Origin of the sequence: Bacillus cereus (genome assembly GCF_015071065.1) — a bacterium.
Classification (GTDB): Bacteria; Bacillota; Bacilli; order Bacillales; family Bacillaceae_G; genus Bacillus_A; species Bacillus_A cereus_BA.
This window is the reverse complement of the sequence record NZ_VOVA01000023.1, coordinates 1-19,499: the sequence shown is the minus strand read 5'-3', so window position 1 is coordinate 19,499 and position 19,499 is coordinate 1. Positions and strand designations below refer to the sequence as shown.

Here is a 19,499-nt window from a genome sequence, read left to right as displayed (position 1 = left end):
TTTTCGATACGAAAAGACGTAACCAATCTTGGTTACGTCTCATTCTATCCAATTAATTGAATAATACACTTACAGATTCTTCTTCGTATACACGAATGATTGCTTCTCCGATTAATGGAGCAACTGAAAGTTCATGTACTTTATCAATTTTCTTCTCTTCTGGTAATACGATAGAGTTCGTTACAACTAACTCTTTAATATTCGAATTTTGAATACGCTCAATTGCTGGACCAGATAATACTGGGTGTGTACAGCACGCATATACTTCAGAAGCACCGTTCTCAACAAGAGCGTTTGCCGCTAATGTAATTGTACCAGCTGTATCAATGATGTCATCAATTAAAATTGCTGTTTTGCCTTCGATGTTACCGATAATGTTCATTACCTCCGATACATTCGGACGAGGACGACGCTTATCGATAATAGCGATTGGCGCTTTTAGGCGATCCGCCATTTTTCTAGCACGAGTTACACCACCGTGATCAGGAGATACGATTACGATATCTTTAAGGCCTTTTGTTTCAAAGTAATCTGAAAGAATCGGTACACCCATTAAGTGGTCGATCGGGATATCAAAGAATCCTTGAATTTGTGGAGCATGTAAATCTAGAGTGATTACACGAGTTGCACCTGCTGTTTCAAGCAAGTTTGCTACAAGTTTCGATGTAATTGGTTCACGAGAACGCGCTTTACGGTCTTGACGCGCATAGCCATAGTAAGGAATAACAATATTAATTGTTTTTGCAGATGCACGTTTTAATGCATCAATCATAATAAGTAATTCCATGATATGTTCGTTTACTGGGAAGCTTGTAGATTGAATAATGAATACATCGCAACCACGGATACTTTCTTCAATGTTAATTTGAACTTCTCCATCACTAAAACGATCAACAGAACATTTTCCTAGTCCTACTCCAATATGCTTTGCGATTTGCTCAGCAAGTTCCTTATTAGAGTTTAAAGAGAATACTTTCAAATTAGAATTTAGATATTGAGTCGACATCTAGATTAACCCTCCACATTATGATTTTTTCTTATTCAGCAATTGATCAACGTAGTCTTCTTTGTTAACTTGACGTGCACGTGCTACTGATAATGCTTTTGATGGAACATTCTCTGTTATTGTAGAGCCTGCTGCCACATAAGCACCATCTTCAACTGTTACAGGAGCAACAAGGTTTGAATTACATCCAATAAATACCCCGTTACCAATTACAGTTTTAAATTTATTCTTGCCGTCGTAGTTCACCGTAATTGAACCACAACCAAGATTCACGTCTTCTCCAACTTGTGCATCCCCGATATAACTTAAGTGTGAAGCTTTACTTCTATTACCAAAAACAGTTTTTTTGATTTCTACGAAGTTTCCAACGCGCACTTCATCTCCAATAACTGAATCTGGGCGAATATGTGCAAATGGACCAACTGATACTTCTGTACCAAGTTTGCTGTCATGTACAGTAGATTGACGAATTACCGTACGATCTCCAATTTCACTATCGCGAATTACTGTATGCGGTCCAATTTCACAATCAGAACCAATTACAGTGTTCCCCTCAATAACCGTTCCTGGGTGAAGAACTGTATCACTACCAATAATTGCATCCGCAGAAATGTATGTGTTACTTGGATCAATAATTGTAACACCATTTACCATGTTCTTTCGGTTGATACGATTTTTCATAATAATTTCCGCTTGCGATAGAGCGACTCTGTCGTTAACACCTAACGTTTCATCGAAGTGCTCTGTTTGATAAGCTGATACAATATGACCTTCATTTTTTAAAATTTCAATAACGTCCGGAAGATAATATTCGCCCTGTACATTATCATTTGAAACTTTAGAAAGTGAAGCAAATAAAGCTTTGTTATCAAAACAATACGTACCTGTATTGATTTCTTTAATAGCTAATTCTTTTTCATTTGCATCCTTATGCTCAACAATCTTTTCAACATGACCATTCTCATTACGAACGATACGGCCATATCCAGCAGGCTCTTCTATGTACGCTGTTAGTACCGTCGCCATTGCTCCCGCTTCTTCGTGTTGCTGAAGCAATGCTTCCATCGTTTCAGCAGTTATTAGAGGTGTATCACCACAAATAACTAAAGTTGTTCCTTCTTCATTTGCAAGTACACTTGCAGCTTGATCGACAGCATGAGCTGTACCAAGTTGTTCTGCTTGTAATGCAAACTCACTTACGTTTCCTAGCTGTTCTTGTACCTTTTCAGCACCATGTCCAACGACTGTTACAAGTTTCTGCAATCCTAATTGAGATACTTCATTGACTACATGTTGTACCATTGGTTTTCCACATACAGGATGCAGCACTTTGTATAGCTTGGACTTCATACGTGTGCCTTTACCTGCAGCTAGAATCACTGCAAATCTGTTTGACATATAGACCCTCCATCGCAACCTATTTATCCATTAACGATATTATCCTAAATCATCATATATTTCAAGAAACACATTATAACTATTAAATTTTACCATAATTCTTATAAGATGTTTTACTCTTTAGTATCTTTTTTAAGGAATAAGCTATACTATTTTAAATGATTTTGAAAAAATTAGAAGTTTTTTATCTTTATTTTTTCAAAATATGAATTTTTATAATTAGAAACGTGTATTATTCAAAAAAAAAACAAACTCCTGTAAATGCTTACAGGAGTTTGCTACAAAATTATAAGGCTTTCTTTCAAAAGCCCTTTTCATTCGAATTTTACGAAGCGCCTGCTTCTTCAAACTCAACCTCTTCTAACTCGCCTAAACGGTGATACTCTGTTAAAACCGCATCTTGAATTTTAGAGCGTGTATTAGAATTAATTGGATGTGCAATGTCACGGAATTCTCCATCTGGAGTACGTTTGCTTGGCATTGCTACAAATAATCCATTATTACCATCAATTACACGAATATCATGAACAACAAATTCATGGTCTAGAGTAATAGAGGCAATTGCTCTCATGCGGCCTTCTGTGTTTACGCGGCGTAATCTTACGTCAGTCACTTCCATCTTGTGTTCACCACCCTTTTCTAAATAAGCGATATATTTGTATAAATTCCACAAAATTTCTATTTTCCCTTTAATTTTTTAAAAATTTTTAAGATAAAAATTTTTATTGCAGTTGAATATAAGGATTAGTAGAGATTATCGCTTACAAAGAGTTACTTAACTAGGGCGATTACTTCGATTTCAACAGAAACATCTTTCGGTAATTTTGCTACTTGTACACAAGAACGTGCTGGTTTATGAGTAGAGAAATAAGAACCGTATACTTCATTAACAGCATTAAAATCATCCATATCCTTTAAGAATACTGTTGTTTTTACCACTGTATCAAATGAAGCACCTGCTTCTGCTAATACCGCTTGTAAATTTTCAAATACTTGCTCTGTTTGTACTGTTACATCTCCTGTTACAAGTTCTCCACTTGCCGTTAACGGAATTTGTCCTGAACTATAGAACATATTATTTACAATAATCCCTTGTGAATATGGTCCGATTGCCTGTGGTGCTTTGCTTGTTTGAACAACTTTCATACTTTTCACCCTTTTATTATTTATTTTTACTATTTAAAAATAGTGCACTAAAGTCTGTTTGTCCATCTATTTTACAATTTATCAAAAAGGATAAAAAAAAGATAAAGCTATTCGCTTTACCTTTTTATTCAGCCTCTACAAGCCCTTCATCAAATGGTGCAAGTGAATAGTTCCCTTTTTCCACATGAATTGCTTTTTCTTTCACATCAACTTCTGAAAGACGGATTAATGATACAAAGTTATTAATAAGTCTTTCCTCAATATCTGTGGATTCTACTAATACGCCAATACCAACAACATTAGCTTTAAACTCTTCTAGCATGCTCATCATACCTTGAATGGTTCCGCCTGCTTTCATGAAGTCATCAATAATTAAAACATTGGAACCTTCTGGAAGGCTACGCTTTGCTAAAGTCATCGTTTGGATTCGCTTAGAGGAACCTGATACGTAGTTAATACTAACAGTGGGTCCTTCTGTTACCTTATTATCTTTTCTAGCAATTACTACCGGTACATCTAAGTAGTTCGCCACTGCATAAGCAAGTGGAATTCCTTTTGTCGCTACCGTCATAACTGCGTCAATTGATTGCCTAGCAAAAACCGAAGCGAACAAACGACCCGCGCCATTAATTTGACGAGGATTACTTAAAAGATCCGTCATATATAAATAACCACCTGGCAAAATACGATCCGGATTTTCAAATAAGCTACAAAGCTCATTAATAATCAGATTCGCCTCTTCTTCACTTATATAGGGAATATATTTCACTCCTCCTGCTGCTCCTGGTACCGTTTGCAATGTGCCGACTCCTTGTTGTTCAAACGTTTGCTTAATAATAACTAAATCTTCACTAATGGAAGATTTAGCCGATTGATACCTTTCAGCAAAAAAAGTGAGAGAAACTAGCTGACGAGGATTTTGTAACAAGTAATAAGTCAAATCAACCAATCTTGTACTTCGTCTAATTTTCATACTCTCACCTCAAATCACGAATATTCTAAACAAATCATAACGTATTATACGTCTTTATTCAAGCGTTTCTCGCTCTCCTAATAAACGAACTGCATATACTTGTTCGCAAAATCCTTTTAATCCGTTATATATACGATGCATTCGCGAATCATGGTGTACAAGACCAAATACAGTTGGACCACTTCCACTCATTAATACGGCATCCGCACCGAATCGTTTCATCTGCGCCTTAATACGTGCAACCTCAGGATGCATCACAAACGTAACATCTTCTAAAACGTTACCAACAGTATTACAAATTCCTTTATAGTCCCCGTCATTAATGACTTCAACCATTTTATCTACATTTGGATGTGTAACACGATTTAATTTTAAATTTCCGTACACATCAGCAGTAGATACACCGGTGTGGGGCTTTGCCAAAATAACCCAACAAGAAGGTGGAGTCTTTATATGTTCAATTTTTTCTCCTCTTCCAGTGGCAATTGCAGTTCCGCCATATACACAGAACGATACATCTGATCCAATTTCTGCGCCAAGCTCTGCTAATTCCTCAATTGTCAGCCCTAAATTCCATAACTTATTAAGGCCACGTAATGTCGCTGCTGCATCACTACTTCCACCCGCTAATCCAGCGGCTACTGGAATCGTTTTTTCAATAGTAATAGATACACCTTTTTTTACATTAAACTTCTCTTTTAATAATTTCGCTGCTTGATAAGCTAAATTGCGTTGGTCGTCTGGGACATACCGATTATGGGACAAAATTTCAATACGGTCTTCTGCTAATTCCATTAGCTCTAAACGATCTGCTAAGTCGATTGTTGTCATAATCATTTTCACTTCATGATATCCATCTTGCCTTTTTCCCAGTACATCTAACGACAGATTAATCTTTGCTGGTGCTTTCACTAGTAGCTTCAATCTATTCACCCACTCTATGTACTCAATCTTTTATCGTTTATTTTACCATAAATTTATAGTAAGACGATGACACTTCCCTAATTATAACGAAAAGCATTCAGAATGAAACTACTTATGTCAAATGACAGCACCTTTTAGCGTGCAAAAAGCCGAGGAGAGATTCCTCGGCTACCGTAGCATAGAAAGTATCTTACAACTACTGGTTTCGTTTCATTAATTGCTGTTCTGCAATTTCTATAGCACGTTTCACCATATTACCAGCATCTTTCGCACGAATTCCGCCCCATCCTTCTTTCTGAACAACATCATAAAAGCCAAGCTCTTTTGCAAGCTCTTCTTTAAATTGATTTGACATGACTCCTCTTCGTCTACTCAATGCAGAGTCCCTCCTTATTTTGCTACGGTATAATTAGTATGCAAAATAATACAGCTTTTCATTTGTGGGAATATATGTAACAAATAACACATTAACTATAAAATGCTTCATTATGAGGTTCATCGTAAAATGTTAACTCTACTGTCTCTGTTAAAACATCTGCATAACTATAAGATACACGTTGCAATGCATCTTCTTGCTGATCTAACTGTACAACAAACACAGAACGATACGTTTCTGCAAGTACACCCGATTGCTCCACAGTTTTTCTTCTTCCACTATTCGCCTTTAACACAAGTCGCTGTCCAAGATGGTGATCTAGTTCGCTTTTAATTTCATCTAAACGTTTTGACATATACCTTGCTACACCTCGCTGTAATTTAGATTGAACGCTTAAAACACGATATATATATCCCAATTATTAACCGCAATTTACAGACAATATCATTATAAAAGCATTATGCGTTCAAATAGATAGAAGAAATACTATATTGTACAAGTATCATTGTATAGTCTGCACGTTCTTGTCGCTTTTTATCCAGATTCATTTAAATCATTTCCACATAAAAAAGCAAGATACGTATGTACCTTGCTCATTCATCATAATGTTGAAAGGGTAATCCCGTTCGTAAAATTCCTCTTGTTTCAATTCCACCTAGTCCCTTTTCACCAGTAATTGTATTACGCACAACGTCCCATACATTGACTCTTTCCATAAATGAGGTGAAACTAATTTTGCCGACTACATATACCGGATCTAGAGCATGAATATTAATTCTAGATGGTGAACTAGCGAAATTAGCACCTGCTCGAATCAACGCCTCAAAGTGTGATTGACAAGCCCCAGCAAAAATAACGAGTTGATCTAATGATGGATACTTTTTTCGCACTTCTCGAACAGCCTGTACAAAATGTCTAGAATGTCTATATGCTGCTAAATCTCCCATAACTCCTTTTGACTTTGTATATGCATCATGTCCTGTAATAACTAAAATGTCTGGGCGAAAATGATCTATTAAGTCTACTACCTTTTCATGCATCTCCGTTTCCTTACAATGAATACCTTGAACAGGAACGCCTATTTTATTATATAAATCTAAGCACTTGCGCAAATATAAAGGATCTCCATCTATATGCAATACACGCCCTGGCATTTGAAAATAATTCACTTCACTTGTATATCCACCAGTTGAAGTATGTTCATGTCTTTGTTTCATCAACACGTAATCTTGCTGAAACAACCGGTAAGTACGCTCCATTGTTTCTTTTTCACGCTTCACTCTTTTTTTATGTTCTCGTTGATCTATACTAATTAAATCTGCAAGTGGCGCATCCGCCACAAGTCTAATTTCTTCTCCAAATAATATTGCTATCTCGCCTTTTATTTCTATAATACGAAAAAGAATATCCCTATTATGAGAATATCGTTCAACTAATTCTCCAACATGTAAAGCCATTCTCCTACCTCCAAACTCGTTAGGCCATCTTACCTGTTTTTAAAGTATGAATTTAGGAAAGGAAAGGTGACAAAAGGGACAGCTCAAGTTGAACTGTCCCTTTCATATTCTTATGACAATTTATGAAGAATTAATGCATTACTTAATGTTGCAAACTCTTCGATAGATAGCGTTTCGCCTCTTCGCTTCGGATCAATTCCTACTTCTGTTAAAATTCGATCCAACAACTCTTTATCTTTCGGGAAACCATTTAAATTATTTGATAAATTATTCATTAAAGTTTTACGACGCTGTGCGAAACTTGCTCGTACTACTTCAAAGAAGAAAGTTTCATCTGTCACTTCTACAACTGGTTTAGGACGCTTTAGAAGACGGATAATCGCAGAATCAACATTTGGTTGTGGTACAAACACTGTACGCGGTACAGTCATAACTGTTTCTACCTCTGTATAATACTGAATGGCAATTGATAAAGAACCATACTCTTTCGTTCCAGGTTTAGCAGCTAAACGATCTCCAACTTCTTTTTGCATCATAACAACAAATCCACGAACCGGTAATTTTTCTTCAAGCAATTTAAATAAAATTGGCGTTGTAATATAGTATGGTAAGTTAGCTACTACCATTACATCTTGCCCTTCTTCAAATTGCTCACTAAACACTTCATGTACATCTGCTTTTAGTACATCTTTATTTATAACTGTAACGTTGCTATATGGAGCTAACGTCTCGTCTAAAATTGGTAATAGTCTCTGATCAATTTCAAAAGCCACTACTTTTTTTGCACGCTTCGCCAATTGCTCTGTTAATGCACCGATACCGGGTCCAATTTCAATTGCGCCACTTTCTGAACCGATTTCTGCGTGATCAACGATACGATTTAATACATTTGTATCAATTAAAAAATTTTGTCCTAAACTTTTTTTGAATGAAAATCCATACTTTTCAACAATGTCTTTCGTACGATTTGGTGTTGCGATATCCTTCATTTTTTTTCCTCCTGTATTACTTGCTTATAAGCTTCTGCAAATGATTCCTTTGAAACTTGAAACATTTGTAAACGTTTATGTAACTGTTTTGCGTTTGTATAACCAATCTTTAATAGCTTACCCACTCTGTCTCTGCGACTCTTTGCCATTTCTCCGCCCACTAAGCCCGCATCGACTAGATCACTCCAACTAATTTCACTTGTGTAAGCTTCCATTTCTTCATGTATATTCTCTAAAGCACGACGAATCGACTCATTAGAAGCATGTTCGATTCCAACACCTTTTTTCCTTTTAGCAAGTGCTTCTTCCTTCGTTAAAAAAGCATGCTTACATCCAGGAACCTTGTCAGAAATAATTTTTCGAATACGCTCTCCAGGATAATCCGGATCTGTGAAAATAATAACGCCTCGTTTTTGCTGCGCTAATTTAACTTGCTCAATAACATGATCACCGATTGCTGAACCGTTCGTTTCGATTGTATCCGCATCCACAGCACGTTTAATCGCAACTGTATCATCTTTACCTTCTACAACGATAATCTCTTTAATTTTCATGCTTGCCTCCACACTCGTTTCATCTCTACTTAGTAAAACAAAAAAATGATGACTTTTCCATTATTATTTTCCCAATCTTACATTTTAAAAAGTAGAAGAGAAAAATCTTTGTTCACTACCCTTATTGTAACACTTCTATCTCCATCTTAATTTATCCACAATATTTCTACACTTATGTTATGAGTAAATAGTGGGTTCTTATCATTTCTACTATCTCTCTTCTCAAAAAACAAAAAAAGAATGGGCCTCCCCACTCTTTTTTATTCAACACCAAATAAAGCTTTTGCATTCTTTGTTGTGATTTGTGCTACTTCGTCATAAGAAATCCCTTTTAAATTTGCAATTTCTTCTGCTACCAGTTTTACATAACTAGGTTCATTTCGTTTTCCTCGAAATGGATGTGGTGTTAAATATGGACAATCTGTTTCTATTAATAATTTTTCTAGTGGAATTTCAACAGCAACTTCTTTAGGTTTCTTGGCATTTTTAAATGTTACCGGTCCACCTAATGAAATTAAAAAATTCATATCGACACATCGCTGCGCTACTTCTACACTACCACTAAAGCAATGCATAATGCCTCCCACTTCAGCAGCTTGTTCTTCTTCTAAAATATCAACGATATCCTGGGTTGCATCACGATTATGTATAATAATCGGTAATTTTACCTTTTTCGCTAATGCAATTTGTTTACGAAATACTTCCTTTTGTATTTCCTTTGGAGACTTATCCCAGTGATAATCTAGTCCCATTTCTCCAAGAGCAACTACCTTTGGATGTGAAGCAAGTTCCTCTAACCAAACTAAATGTTCTTCTTTCATATCGATTGCATCCACAGGATGCCACCCCACCGCAGCATAAATAAAATCATAAGCTTCTGCTAATTCAATTGCTTTCTTTATTGTTACTTCATCAAATCCAACAACAACTGTATATGTAACTCCCGCTTCTTTCATCCTTGCAATAACTTCTTGTAAATCTTCTTCAAACTGCTCCGCATTTAAATGTGAATGTGTATCAAACAACATAATAAATAACTCCTTTTATATTGAAATCAATTCTACCCTAGAGAAAAATTAAGCTCTTTATAACTTAACGATAACAATACTACAATTTTAATGCAAAAAAAGGGAATTTAAAAAGAAAAAAGATGCTTCACACATGTTACACGTGAAACATCTCTTTTCTTGTCTCAATTACTTGATCTTTGTACCATTCGGTAAATTTTGGTCGATTGTAGCTAATGACAATACGCCATTCTCTTCACCTGCTAAAATCATACCTTGTGATAATTCACCACGTAATTTTACAGGCTTTAAATTCGTTACACAAATAACCTTTTTACCTTTTAGTTCTTCTGGTGTATAGAACTTTGCAATCCCTGAAACAACTTGACGCTTCTCTGTACCTAAATCAAGTTGAATTTTTAACAACTTATCTGCTTTTTTCACAGGTTCCGCGGATATTACTTCAGCTACTCGCAATTCTACTTTAAAGAAATCATCAATTGTAATTTCTTCTGCCTTCGTTTCTTCTTCTTTTTTCTCTTCTACTTTAGGAGCAGAAGCTTGCATTTGTTCTTTAATATAATCTACTTCTACTTCCATTTCCAAACGAGGGAAAATTGGGTTTCCCTTTTCTACTTTTGTTCCATCTGGAATACATCCAATTGTAGATAGGCTTTCCCATGATTTATGCGCCTCTTCAGTAAGGCCAAGTTGAGCAAACATCTTACTTGGTGCTACTGTTAGGAATGGCATAAGCATAATACCTGTTTGACGAAGTACCTCAGCCAAGTGGGCCATTACAGACGCAAGTTTTTCACGATCATTCTCATCCTTCGCTAATACCCATGGCTGCGTTTCATCAATATATTTGTTCGTACGGCTAACTAATTGCCAAATGGAACTTAGCGCTACAGAGAATTCCATATTCTCCATTGCCTCTTCTACTTTTTTCAATGTATCTTTGGCAAATGTCACTAGCGTTTCATCGAACTCAGTTACATTTGCTTTAAATGCAGGGATTTCCCCGTTAAAGTATTTATCAATCATAGCTACTGTACGATTTAATAAGTTCCCTAAATCATTCGCTAAATCAAAGTTGATTCGTTCAACAAATCCTTCTGGTGTGAATACTCCATCAGACCCAAATGGAACTTCGCGAAGTAAGTAGTAACGCAATGCATCTAATCCGTAACGATCAATTAGTGTAACTGGATCTACTACGTTTCCTTTTGACTTACTCATTTTTCCATCCTTCATTAAAATCCAGCCATGAGCAAAGACTTTCTTCGGAAGTGGTAAATCTAAAGCCATTAAAATAATTGGCCAATAAATTGTATGGAAACGAACGATTTCTTTCCCAACTAAATGGACATCTGCTGGCCAGAATTTTTTATACTTCTCGTCATTTTCTGTTCCATATCCTAATGCAGTAATGTAATTAGACAACGCATCTACCCATACGTAAATAACGTGTTTTGGGTTACCTGGAACACGAACTCCCCAGTCAAATGAAGTACGAGAAACAGCTAAATCTTCTAATCCTGGTTTAATGAAGTTATTAATCATTTCATTTTTACGGGACTCCGGCTGAATGAAATGAGGGTTATCTTCATAGAACTTTAATAGTCGGTCAACATATTTACCCATTCTAAAGAAATAAGATTCTTCACGAACAAGTTCTACAGCGTGACCACTATCTGGGCTTTTTCCACCAACTACTTTGTCACCTTCCATAATTGGATCTACTAATTGATGCGCTGTATAGAATGTTTCATCTTGTACAGAATACCAACCTTCATATTCATCAAGATAAATATCGCCTTGATCTACCAGCTGCTTGAAAATTTTCTCAACAACATCTTTATGACGATCTTCAGTTGTACGAATAAAATCATCATAAGAGATATCCATCTTCTCCCAAAGTTCTTTAATCCCTGATACAATGTTATCCACATATGCTTGTGGTGTAACATTTAGTTCTTCTGCTTTCTTTTGGATCTTCTGTCCATGCTCATCAGTTCCTGTTAAATAATGAACATTGTATCCTTGCATACGCTTATATCGTGCCATCGCATCTCCTGCTACTGTCGTATAAGCATGTCCAATGTGTAACTTTCCACTTGGATAATAAATTGGGGTAGTAATATAAAAGGACTTATTTTCCTCTTTCATCATTTTGGACCTCCCGAATAACCTCATATGTATTTATAAACAGTATATCAAAAACTCATATATAAAGTGAAACTTTAATCCGTGGGGGGGTGTTCATCCCCCCATGGATTATTAGCCCACATCAATCGGGCTTTTACGAGCAGCCCGACTCCCACTTAACTTCTTTGCTCTGGCTAAATTTTGAAGTGGGAGTCTTACTGCTCACAAATAGCGGGATAAAAACGAGTTAATGCTCGATATCTTTATCATCTATTACTCATATTCAAAAAAATATACAATATTTTTTTCCGAAAAATATAAACATTATAAAAAAATAATACGAAACAATTGTAGAAATGACTTACATTCTATTATATATAAGAAGTATAAAAATCTATAAATCTTTTTTAAAAATATAGAATTTAAGAATTGACGGAAATGTAAATGATTGGTATCATATGTCCATAGGGTATTTTGTCGAAAAATGACGAATCAAAAAAATAGACTCGAAACTTATAAACTATTTATTTAGGAGGAAAAGAATTATGAAATCTACTGGTATTGTTCGTAAAGTTGATGAATTAGGTCGTGTAGTAATTCCAATCGAATTACGCCGTACTTTAGGTATTGCAGAAAAGGATGCTCTTGAAATCTACGTTGATGAAGAAAAAATCATCTTAAAGAAATATAAACCAAACATGACTTGCCAAGTAACTGGTGAAGTATCTGATGGTAACCTATCTTTAGCTGAAGGTAAAATTATCTTAAGCAAAGAAGGCGCTGAGCAAGTCTTAAACGAACTTCAAGATTATATCGAAACAGCAAAATAAGCTTCTCAATTATGAGAAGCTTATTTTTTATCAACATGATAGATTTGATATACATCACGTTTCGACAAATCTCGGTCTTTAGCGACTGTTTTAATCGCTTCTTTTGAATTCATACCTTTTTCATTTATATAATGTTCAATATGATTATATACTGAAATAGCTTCCCACCATTGTTCTTCTGGAGTAGGTTCTTCTGTTGAACCTGCTACTAAAATACAAAACTCACCACGAACTTCATTTTGCTTCGTCCACTCAATCGCTTCTTCAATTGTTCCACGAATAAACTCTTCAAATTTTTTCGTTAGCTCACGACATAATACGATTTCCCTATTTCCTAATACTTCTTGCATAGAGATTAAAGTGTCATCTAAACGATGTGGCGCCTCGTAAAACATCATTGTAGTTGGAATATAGCGTACTTTTTCTAATTCAAGCTTACGTCCCTTTTTATTTCTTTGCAGGAAACCATAGAAATAAAAATGTTTTGTCTCAAGTCCTGATGCAATTAATGCTGTAAGAGCTGCATTTGCCCCAGGAAGCGGGATAACATGATATTGTTCTGCTACAGCCTCTACAACGATATCATAACCAGGATCTGAAATACATGGCATACCAGCATCGCTCACAATGGCTACAGTCTTACCTTCTTCTAACTTATCTAAAATTTTCCGTCCACTTACTCCTTTATTATGCTCATGATAACTCATAACTGGTGTTTCAATTTCAAAGTAATTACAAAGCTTCTTCGTTTGCCTTGTATCTTCCGCAGCAATTACATCTGCCTCTTTTAAAATTCGGATTGCACGAAATGTCATATCCTCTAAATTTCCGATTGGAGTCGGTACTAAATATAAAACTCCCTTTTCATTTTGCTGAAAGCTTTTTTGCTGCCACATAGCGTTCTCCTTTTTGCATATATTCTTCTTTTTGTTTCCTCGTTAACTGTTTAAAGTGATATTCAGCTTGCATAGCCGTTCGTTTATCCTCGTGATCCTCTACATATTTTAAAACAACTGGGAGCCTAGCGCGTGTATATCTAGCACCTTTTCCACTATTATGGGTCTGAATCCGTTTTTCTATATGATTTGTATATCCAGCATAATAACTTCCATCAGAACACTCCACCACATAAAAACAATGCTTATTCATCTCCATATAAAATTGAACGAAGCTCCTTTGTATATTCGTTGTTTTCTTCATATACAAAAAGAGGTGGTAAGATTTTTAAATCTGCATTCCCATCCTTAATTCCTTCAATTAACAATGTATTCGCTTCTTTACCAGCCTTAGGATAAACAAATCGCACACGTTTCGGTTCGATTTTGTATTTACGCATTAATGTGACGATGTCGAGCAAACGACCTGGACGATGTACAAACGCTACTTTCCCGCCCTGTTTCACTAGCTGGCTACTTGCATATACAACATCCTCTAATGTGCACATAATTTCATGACGAGCTATCGCTAAATGTTCATTGATATTCTTCTCAGAAGTTTGTGGTGTTTGAAAATAAGGAGGATTACATGTTACAACATCATATTGATGACGTCCAAGTTTCTCCGGCATATCTTTCAAATCTCCATGGATTAAATGAATTCTTTCTTCTAAATTATTATATTGAACGCTTCTTATTCCCATATCATATAAGCGCTCTTGAATTTCTACACCTGTAATTTTCCCTTTTGTCCTTGTACTTAATAAAAGAGGGATAACTGCGTTACCTGTACACAAATCAAGTAAATTACCTTTTTGAATTGGCACCCAAGCAAAGTCTGAAAGTAAAACAGCATCCAAAGAAAAATTAAATACTGATGGACTTTGTACAATCTTCATATCTTGCGCTAATAAGTAATCTAAACGCTCATCTTCATATAAATTCATATATTGCTCCCTTTCTTACACTTAACCTACCCTATTTCATCCTCTATTAATGTAAAAATAAATTTCATTCTACTCTCATGTATAAAAAATTACCTTTCCAATTATATTGGAAAGGTAATCTCACTTTTTATTTAAAAATGACAGACAGAATAAACAATCTCCCTCTTTACGTACACTTCCATAATGTAGATTGCAAATATGAAAACCTTCTTGATATAGTCTCGCTAGGTTATCGTAGCCTTCACCAATATCTGTCTTCGCCTTCATTTCTTTGCGTTTTTGAGTTTTTTGTTTTTCCTTGTTCTGCACTTCTTCAAAACGATGTCGCAAATTTTCATTTTCCATTTTTATATGTTGGTTCTCTTCCAATAATTCTGCAAGATGTTGTTTTAATTCTCCCAACTGTTTGTATAAATGTCCAATTTGCTCTTCCATACTAGAAACCGATGCAAAAATATCCTTTTTCTCCACAAGCACCCACCTCATTAATCTGTGGTTTGACTCGAAACGACCCCTTTATTAATTAATTCATCTAACGTATATTCTACTATCCGTTCCTTGTCTACTAGTTCCACTTGAATTAATCTTTCTAAAATATTTAATCCGATAACACGACCAGTACCGTCCGGTGTTTGTATACGTTGATCTAAATCAGGAAGTTGTTCCTTTGCTGCCTCATATTCATCATTCTCATATTTTAAGCAACACATTAAGCGACCACATAAACCAGAGATTTTTGCAGGATTTAATGATAAATTTTGATCCTTTGCCATTTTAATGGATACAGGTTCAAAATCTCCTAAAAAAGTAGAACAACAAAGCATACGACCACATGGACCAATACCACCAAGCATTTTTGCTTCGTCACGAACGCCGATCTGTCTCAGCTCAATTCTTGTCCTAAAAATTGCCGCTAAGTCTTTCACTAGTTCCCGGAAATCAATCCGACCATCTGCAGTAAAGTAAAAAATAATCTTATTACGATCGAACGTATACTCTACATCTACAAGCTTCATATCAAGATTATGTTCTCCTACCTTTTGTTGACAAACTTGATATGCTTCTTTCGCAGCATGCCTATTCTCTTCAACAATGGTACGATCATTTTCATTTGCAATACGAATAACTTTTTTAAGCGGTAATACAACATCATTTTCATCAACTTGCTTTTTGGTAATAACTACTTTTCCGTATTCAATACCTCTTACCGTTTCTACAATTACAAACTCATTTTCTGAGATATCGAACTGATTTGGATCAAAGTAATATACCTTTCCGGCCTTCTTAAAGCGAACACCTACTACATCATACAAAACGGTCATCCCTCCTGCAACCGCAACACTAACTGTTCGAACACAAGCTGCGCATTTACATTAGCGTTGATTCTATTTTTTGCCTCTAATATATTAAAGAGAGCTGATACAATGCGCTTCTGAGCATAAGAAAAGGATTCAAACATCTCTTTCTGCTCATGAAAAACAAGACGATCTTCTTCTCCAAGTTGAACATATAATAAATCCTTATAAATAAGGAGTAACATATCTAAGCCTTGCTGTAATTGTTCTTTCTCTCCAAAGTGCTTCCCCCATTTTTCTTGTACAAAAAAAATAGAGGCCTTATCTTTTTCGAGCGCTTCACATAATTTTATCACTAAAGCTCTCGCTTGTGCAAACCATTCATCATTACACATTAATAAAGCTTCTTCAAAACTATTTGTAAGCTGCGCAGCAAGTGTAGATAAAGAAACTGTAATACCTTCTTCCTCTAACCTCTTAATTAAAGATTCTGTAGGCAACGGCCTAAACGTAACAACTTGACAACGAGATAAGATTGTATTTAAAATCTGATGACTTTGTTCAGTAAGTAAAATAGCTGTTGTATCACTACTTGGTTCTTCTAAAAACTTTAAGAGCGTATTCGCTGCATTTGCTGTCATACGATCTGCATGCTCAATAATATATACTTTTTTATTTGCTTCTAATCCTGTTTTTGAAAACTCTTCTTGTAAATCATGAATTTGCTGTTTTTTAATAGATAATCCATCTGGTTTTACAATATGTAAGTTTGGGTAGTTACCTGAATCAATTCGGCGACAATTCGTACATACATGACAAGGCTCTACACCATTTCTTTGTAAACAGAGAAAACTTTTTGCCATTTGAATTGCTGTGGCGAACTTCCCAGTCCCTTTCCCTCCCTCTAACAAGTAAGCGTGGGATATACGCTCTTTTGCAATGCTATTCATCAACATTTTGACACCGATGGGCTGTATAGCAGAAAGCTGCTCCCACGTATTTATCATACTGCATACCTCACTTATTTCATTCTTTCCTTCTATTATAACAATTTATCTTCTATAATCTGAACAACTTCTTCTATAAGTTTTTTCATTGGTTGATCAGCATTTACTAATACAATGCGATTAGAGAAACGCTCTACAACTTGTAAATACCCTTCACGCACACGTTTATGAAAAGAGATATCTTCCATATCTAGTCGATTTACTTCACGTCCTGCATCTTTTTCAATTCGTGCTAAACCTACCTCTGGCTCAATATCTAAATAGATTGTTAAACCAGGCATACAATCTTCCGTTGCGAAACGATTAATTTCAAATACTTTATCCATACCTAAGCCTCTTGCATATCCTTGATACGCTAAAGAGCTATCTATAAAACGATCACATAGTACAAGATAGTTTTCCTCAAGTGCTGGCATAACTTTTTCCACTAAATGTTGTCTACGTGCAGCAGCATATAAGAGCGCCTCTGTACGTGCTTCCATCATCGTATACTCTTGTTTATGTAAAATCGTTCTAATATCTTCAGAAATTGCAATACCACCCGGTTCTCGCGTCGCCATTACCTTTTGTTCCTTTTGCTCGAAATATGGTAATAAGCTTTTAATTAATGTTGTTTTACCCGAACCTTCTGGCCCTTCAATTGTTACAAATAATCCCTTCATCCTAAAACCTACTTTCTATATCATACACGTTCATATATTTCGTACTACCTTGAAAACGAGCCCCTGTTTTCTCTAAATGAGTAATTTGCTTTGTATGTTCCTGAGTAATTCTCTCTCCATACATGATCAATGGAATTCCAGGTGGATACGGAATCACCATTTCTGCAGCTATCATACCAACGGCTTCTTCTATAGATACTAACTTCGTTTCGTATCTCTCTAATTGTTTATACGTATACGGTAAAGGGGAAATCTCCCCTTTATAAGTATAACGAATTGATGCTGTCTTGTCTTTTACCTTATATTGCTGCAAAGCCACTCGAATTATCTCTATAGCTTTCATATACCCCTCATTTACTTGTAACGGTAATATAAATAGGACGTTATATGGATCTGCCATTTCCGTATATATACCAACCTTTTCAAATACAGACTGTAATTCATACCCCGATAACTGACAGCGAGTTTGCACCGTAACCTTTAATTCATCTTGCAATGGATATTGCAAAATGGATATTTGCGGGATAGATCGCAATCCTTCTTTAAATCGGCGTAAAAACTCAACGATTTCATCATGACCCTCTTCCTTTATAACTGCTATTGCAAAACGTGCTATATCAAGAGAAGCCATAATTGGATACGATGGGCTACTAGATTGTAGCATACTTAAATAGGAGGAAACTTTTTCTTCGCTCACCAAACGGCTATTTATATGTAAATAAGATCCCATTGTCATCGCAGGTAATGTTTTATGTGCGGAATGAACCACAATATCCGCACCATAAACTAATGCTGACTTTGGGAAGGGGTCCCCTATACAAAAATGTGCCCCATGGGCTTCATCTACTAGAACAGGAATTTTATGTGCATGTGCGTAAGCGATACTTGCCTCTAAATCAATTCCCATACCATAGTAATTAGGATGTGTTAAAATAAGTGCTTTTGCATTTGGATACTTTGTAATTGCCTCCTTAATAATTTCATCATGAACACCTACTGGTACGTTATGTACTTTATCAATCCATGGATTTAAAAAGACCGGATTAGCCCCTACTAATTTCAAACCATTAATGATTGATTTATGACAATTTCTTTGTACGAGGACAATATCATGTTCGCCGCAGCAAGACAAAATCATTGCTAAATTTCCAACTGTTGAACCATTAATTAAAAAATAACTTTTGTGCACGCCATATACTTCAGCTAATAATTGCTGTGCTTCATCTATACATTCAAACGGACTATGTAAATCATCTAATCCTGTTAACTCTGTTACATCAATCGATAATATGTCCTTAAACCCCCCTGAAGCTTTCTGAGGGAAGTTTAAACCATTCTTATGACCCGGAACATGAAAAGATAGTAGGCGCCTTTCTTTAAATCCCATTAACGCCTCATATAAAGGCATACGATTTTGATTCATATATATCTTCCTTATTATTCATTTTGTATCTATTATACAGATATTAGGGCAAAAAAAATAATAGGCATAATGCCTATTTAAAAATATGATACTTCTAATTTTCGCAGTTGTTTTAAATAATGCATATACTTCGGGTCATTTGTCTCAGTATTCACCAGATTTCTTTCGCACTCGTAACATATTAAATTATTATATACATATATTCCTTCTTCTCTTTTCGTCTCACAAACGATGCAAATTTCACTTGGTAATTTCATGATTTTTCCTCCCTTTTTAAATAAACATATTATATACCTCTATTCCTTAACAAATTTCCGGAAAATATACATCAATTTCTTATATAATATGATTTACTCTTGGGCAACGTGTTTGTATTACTTATGTATTCCCTTTACTTCTTTTGTGTACTGTTTAAAAAC

General features: G+C 35.5%; 23 protein-coding genes. 1 reads left to right on the top strand and 22 read right to left on the bottom strand.

Annotated elements, in window-relative coordinates:
• Window positions 1-52: 52 nt before the first annotated feature.
• From FT637_RS26665 to metG, 13 genes are all read right to left on the bottom strand, one after another.
• The gene (locus FT637_RS26665) at window positions 53-1,006 is read right to left on the bottom strand and encodes a ribose-phosphate diphosphokinase (protein ID WP_000107420.1); all 954 of its coding nucleotides are present in this window, start codon (window positions 1,004-1,006) and stop codon (window positions 53-55) included.
• An 18-nt stretch (window positions 1,007-1,024) separates the two neighbouring features.
• On the bottom strand, window positions 1,025-2,404 hold the full coding sequence (gene glmU / locus FT637_RS26660) for a bifunctional UDP-N-acetylglucosamine diphosphorylase/glucosamine-1-phosphate N-acetyltransferase GlmU (protein WP_002091584.1): 1,380 nt from the start codon (window positions 2,402-2,404) through the stop codon (window positions 1,025-1,027).
• 325 nt (window positions 2,405-2,729) lie between these two features.
• On the bottom strand, window positions 2,730-3,023 hold the full coding sequence (gene spoVG, locus FT637_RS26655; RefSeq protein WP_000454042.1) for a septation regulator SpoVG: 294 nt from the start codon (window positions 3,021-3,023) through the stop codon (window positions 2,730-2,732).
• Window positions 3,024-3,175: 152 nt separating this feature from the next.
• Window positions 3,176-3,550 (bottom strand): RidA family protein, encoded by a 375-nt coding sequence (locus tag FT637_RS26650; RefSeq protein WP_000869819.1) that lies wholly within the window; start codon window positions 3,548-3,550, stop codon window positions 3,176-3,178.
• 124 nt (window positions 3,551-3,674) lie between these two features.
• Window positions 3,675-4,523, bottom strand: a complete 849-nt coding sequence (gene purR / locus FT637_RS26645) for a pur operon repressor (protein WP_098786679.1) — start codon at window positions 4,521-4,523, stop codon at window positions 3,675-3,677.
• Window positions 4,524-4,577: 54 nt separating this feature from the next.
• Window positions 4,578-5,447 carry a 4-(cytidine 5'-diphospho)-2-C-methyl-D-erythritol kinase gene (gene ispE, locus FT637_RS26640; RefSeq protein WP_193648822.1) on the bottom strand — a complete coding sequence of 290 codons (870 nt, stop codon included), beginning with the start codon at window positions 5,445-5,447 and terminating at the stop codon, window positions 4,578-4,580.
• Between the two features lie 196 nt (window positions 5,448-5,643).
• The gene (sspF, locus tag FT637_RS26635; protein WP_002094215.1) at window positions 5,644-5,823 is read right to left on the bottom strand and encodes an acid-soluble spore protein SspF; all 180 of its coding nucleotides are present in this window, start codon (window positions 5,821-5,823) and stop codon (window positions 5,644-5,646) included.
• A gap of 91 nt (window positions 5,824-5,914) precedes the next feature.
• Window positions 5,915-6,178 (bottom strand): biofilm formation stimulator Veg, encoded by a 264-nt coding sequence (veg, locus tag FT637_RS26630; RefSeq protein WP_193648821.1) that lies wholly within the window; start codon window positions 6,176-6,178, stop codon window positions 5,915-5,917.
• 238 nt (window positions 6,179-6,416) lie between these two features.
• Window positions 6,417-7,280: a sporulation peptidase YabG gene (gene yabG, locus FT637_RS26625; protein ID WP_193648820.1), complete on the bottom strand. Its 864-nt coding sequence runs from the start codon at window positions 7,278-7,280 to the stop codon at window positions 6,417-6,419.
• 110 nt (window positions 7,281-7,390) lie between these two features.
• Entirely contained in the window at window positions 7,391-8,269 is an 879-nt protein-coding gene (gene rsmA / locus FT637_RS26620; protein WP_002091590.1) for a 16S rRNA (adenine(1518)-N(6)/adenine(1519)-N(6))-dimethyltransferase RsmA, read from the bottom strand.
• A complete protein-coding gene (gene rnmV / locus FT637_RS26615; protein WP_193648819.1) occupies window positions 8,266-8,823 on the bottom strand; it encodes a ribonuclease M5 in 558 nt (185 codons plus the stop codon). The genes rsmA and rnmV overlap by 4 nt, the downstream gene beginning before the upstream one ends.
• Window positions 8,824-9,083: 260 nt before the next feature.
• Complete coding sequence (locus FT637_RS26610) at window positions 9,084-9,851, bottom strand: TatD family hydrolase (RefSeq protein WP_098474784.1); 768 nt, start codon at window positions 9,849-9,851, stop codon at window positions 9,084-9,086.
• 168 nt (window positions 9,852-10,019) lie between these two features.
• Window positions 10,020-12,029, bottom strand: a complete 2,010-nt coding sequence (gene metG / locus FT637_RS26605) for a methionine--tRNA ligase (RefSeq protein WP_193648818.1) — start codon at window positions 12,027-12,029, stop codon at window positions 10,020-10,022.
• A 497-nt stretch (window positions 12,030-12,526) separates the two neighbouring features.
• Here metG and FT637_RS26600 point away from each other — a divergent pair, with 497 nt between their 5' ends.
• Entirely contained in the window at window positions 12,527-12,811 is a 285-nt protein-coding gene (locus FT637_RS26600) for an AbrB/MazE/SpoVT family DNA-binding domain-containing protein (protein ID WP_002063374.1), read from the top strand.
• 20 nt (window positions 12,812-12,831) lie between these two features.
• On the opposite strand, the gene rsmI is transcribed toward FT637_RS26600, so the two are convergent.
• The 9 genes from rsmI to FT637_RS26555 form a co-directional block, all read right to left on the bottom strand.
• Window positions 12,832-13,707, bottom strand: coding sequence for a 16S rRNA (cytidine(1402)-2'-O)-methyltransferase (rsmI, locus tag FT637_RS26595; protein ID WP_193648817.1), 876 nt, complete (start codon window positions 13,705-13,707; stop codon window positions 12,832-12,834).
• Window positions 13,676-13,966, bottom strand: coding sequence for a GIY-YIG nuclease family protein (locus tag FT637_RS26590; RefSeq protein ID WP_193648816.1), 291 nt, complete (start codon window positions 13,964-13,966; stop codon window positions 13,676-13,678). The genes rsmI and FT637_RS26590 overlap by 32 nt, the downstream gene beginning before the upstream one ends.
• A complete protein-coding gene (locus FT637_RS26585) occupies window positions 13,953-14,693 on the bottom strand; it encodes a tRNA1(Val) (adenine(37)-N6)-methyltransferase (RefSeq protein WP_193648815.1) in 741 nt (246 codons plus the stop codon). The genes FT637_RS26590 and FT637_RS26585 overlap by 14 nt, the downstream gene beginning before the upstream one ends.
• 120 nt (window positions 14,694-14,813) lie before the next feature.
• Complete coding sequence (gene yabA, locus FT637_RS26580; RefSeq protein WP_002009639.1) at window positions 14,814-15,164, bottom strand: DNA replication initiation control protein YabA; 351 nt, start codon at window positions 15,162-15,164, stop codon at window positions 14,814-14,816.
• 14 nt (window positions 15,165-15,178) lie between these two features.
• The gene (locus tag FT637_RS26575; protein WP_193648814.1) at window positions 15,179-16,006 is read right to left on the bottom strand and encodes a stage 0 sporulation family protein; all 828 of its coding nucleotides are present in this window, start codon (window positions 16,004-16,006) and stop codon (window positions 15,179-15,181) included.
• A gap of 5 nt (window positions 16,007-16,011) precedes the next feature.
• Window positions 16,012-16,995, bottom strand: a complete 984-nt coding sequence (holB, locus tag FT637_RS26570) for a DNA polymerase III subunit delta' (RefSeq protein WP_193648813.1) — start codon at window positions 16,993-16,995, stop codon at window positions 16,012-16,014.
• A 35-nt stretch (window positions 16,996-17,030) separates the two neighbouring features.
• The gene (tmk, locus tag FT637_RS26565) at window positions 17,031-17,657 is read right to left on the bottom strand and encodes a dTMP kinase (protein ID WP_193648812.1); all 627 of its coding nucleotides are present in this window, start codon (window positions 17,655-17,657) and stop codon (window positions 17,031-17,033) included.
• A 1-nt stretch (window position 17,658) separates the two neighbouring features.
• The gene (locus FT637_RS26560) at window positions 17,659-19,080 is read right to left on the bottom strand and encodes an aminotransferase class I/II-fold pyridoxal phosphate-dependent enzyme (protein ID WP_193648811.1); all 1,422 of its coding nucleotides are present in this window, start codon (window positions 19,078-19,080) and stop codon (window positions 17,659-17,661) included.
• A gap of 77 nt (window positions 19,081-19,157) precedes the next feature.
• Window positions 19,158-19,337, bottom strand: coding sequence for a sigma factor G inhibitor Gin (locus FT637_RS26555; protein ID WP_193648810.1), 180 nt, complete (start codon window positions 19,335-19,337; stop codon window positions 19,158-19,160).
• Window positions 19,338-19,499 lie beyond the last annotated feature (162 nt).

Excerpts from the sequence above, each read along its gene's own strand:
- FT637_RS26665 (WP_000107420.1), bottom strand. The coding sequence starts at position 1,006 with ATGTCGACTCAATATCTAAATTCTAATTTGAAAGTATTCTCTTTAAAC.
- glmU (WP_002091584.1), bottom strand. The coding sequence starts at position 2,404 with ATGTCAAACAGATTTGCAGTGATTCTAGCTGCAGGTAAAGGCACACGT.
- spoVG (WP_000454042.1), bottom strand. The coding sequence starts at position 3,023 with ATGGAAGTGACTGACGTAAGATTACGCCGCGTAAACACAGAAGGCCGC.
- FT637_RS26650 (WP_000869819.1), bottom strand. The coding sequence starts at position 3,550 with ATGAAAGTTGTTCAAACAAGCAAAGCACCACAGGCAATCGGACCATAT.
- purR (WP_098786679.1), bottom strand. The coding sequence starts at position 4,523 with ATGAAAATTAGACGAAGTACAAGATTGGTTGATTTGACTTATTACTTG.
- veg (WP_193648821.1), bottom strand. The coding sequence starts at position 6,178 with ATGTCAAAACGTTTAGATGAAATTAAAAGCGAACTAGATCACCATCTT.
- yabG (WP_193648820.1), bottom strand. The coding sequence starts at position 7,280 with ATGGCTTTACATGTTGGAGAATTAGTTGAACGATATTCTCATAATAGG.
- rsmA (WP_002091590.1), bottom strand. The coding sequence starts at position 8,269 with ATGAAGGATATCGCAACACCAAATCGTACGAAAGACATTGTTGAAAAG.
- rnmV (WP_193648819.1), bottom strand. The coding sequence starts at position 8,823 with ATGAAAATTAAAGAGATTATCGTTGTAGAAGGTAAAGATGATACAGTT.
- FT637_RS26610 (WP_098474784.1), bottom strand. The coding sequence starts at position 9,851 with ATGTTGTTTGATACACATTCACATTTAAATGCGGAGCAGTTTGAAGAA.
- metG (WP_193648818.1), bottom strand. The coding sequence starts at position 12,029 with ATGAGGTTATTCGGGAGGTCCAAAATGATGAAAGAGGAAAATAAGTCC.
- FT637_RS26600 (WP_002063374.1), top strand. The coding sequence starts at position 12,527 with ATGAAATCTACTGGTATTGTTCGTAAAGTTGATGAATTAGGTCGTGTA.
- rsmI (WP_193648817.1), bottom strand. The coding sequence starts at position 13,707 with ATGTGGCAGCAAAAAAGCTTTCAGCAAAATGAAAAGGGAGTTTTATAT.
- FT637_RS26590 (WP_193648816.1), bottom strand. The coding sequence starts at position 13,966 with ATGGAGATGAATAAGCATTGTTTTTATGTGGTGGAGTGTTCTGATGGA.
- FT637_RS26585 (WP_193648815.1), bottom strand. The coding sequence starts at position 14,693 with ATGAATTTATATGAAGATGAGCGTTTAGATTACTTATTAGCGCAAGAT.
- holB (WP_193648813.1), bottom strand. The coding sequence starts at position 16,995 with ATGATAAATACGTGGGAGCAGCTTTCTGCTATACAGCCCATCGGTGTC.
- tmk (WP_193648812.1), bottom strand. The coding sequence starts at position 17,657 with ATGAAGGGATTATTTGTAACAATTGAAGGGCCAGAAGGTTCGGGTAAA.
- FT637_RS26560 (WP_193648811.1), bottom strand. The coding sequence starts at position 19,080 with ATGAATCAAAATCGTATGCCTTTATATGAGGCGTTAATGGGATTTAAA.
- FT637_RS26555 (WP_193648810.1), bottom strand. The coding sequence starts at position 19,337 with ATGAAATTACCAAGTGAAATTTGCATCGTTTGTGAGACGAAAAGAGAA.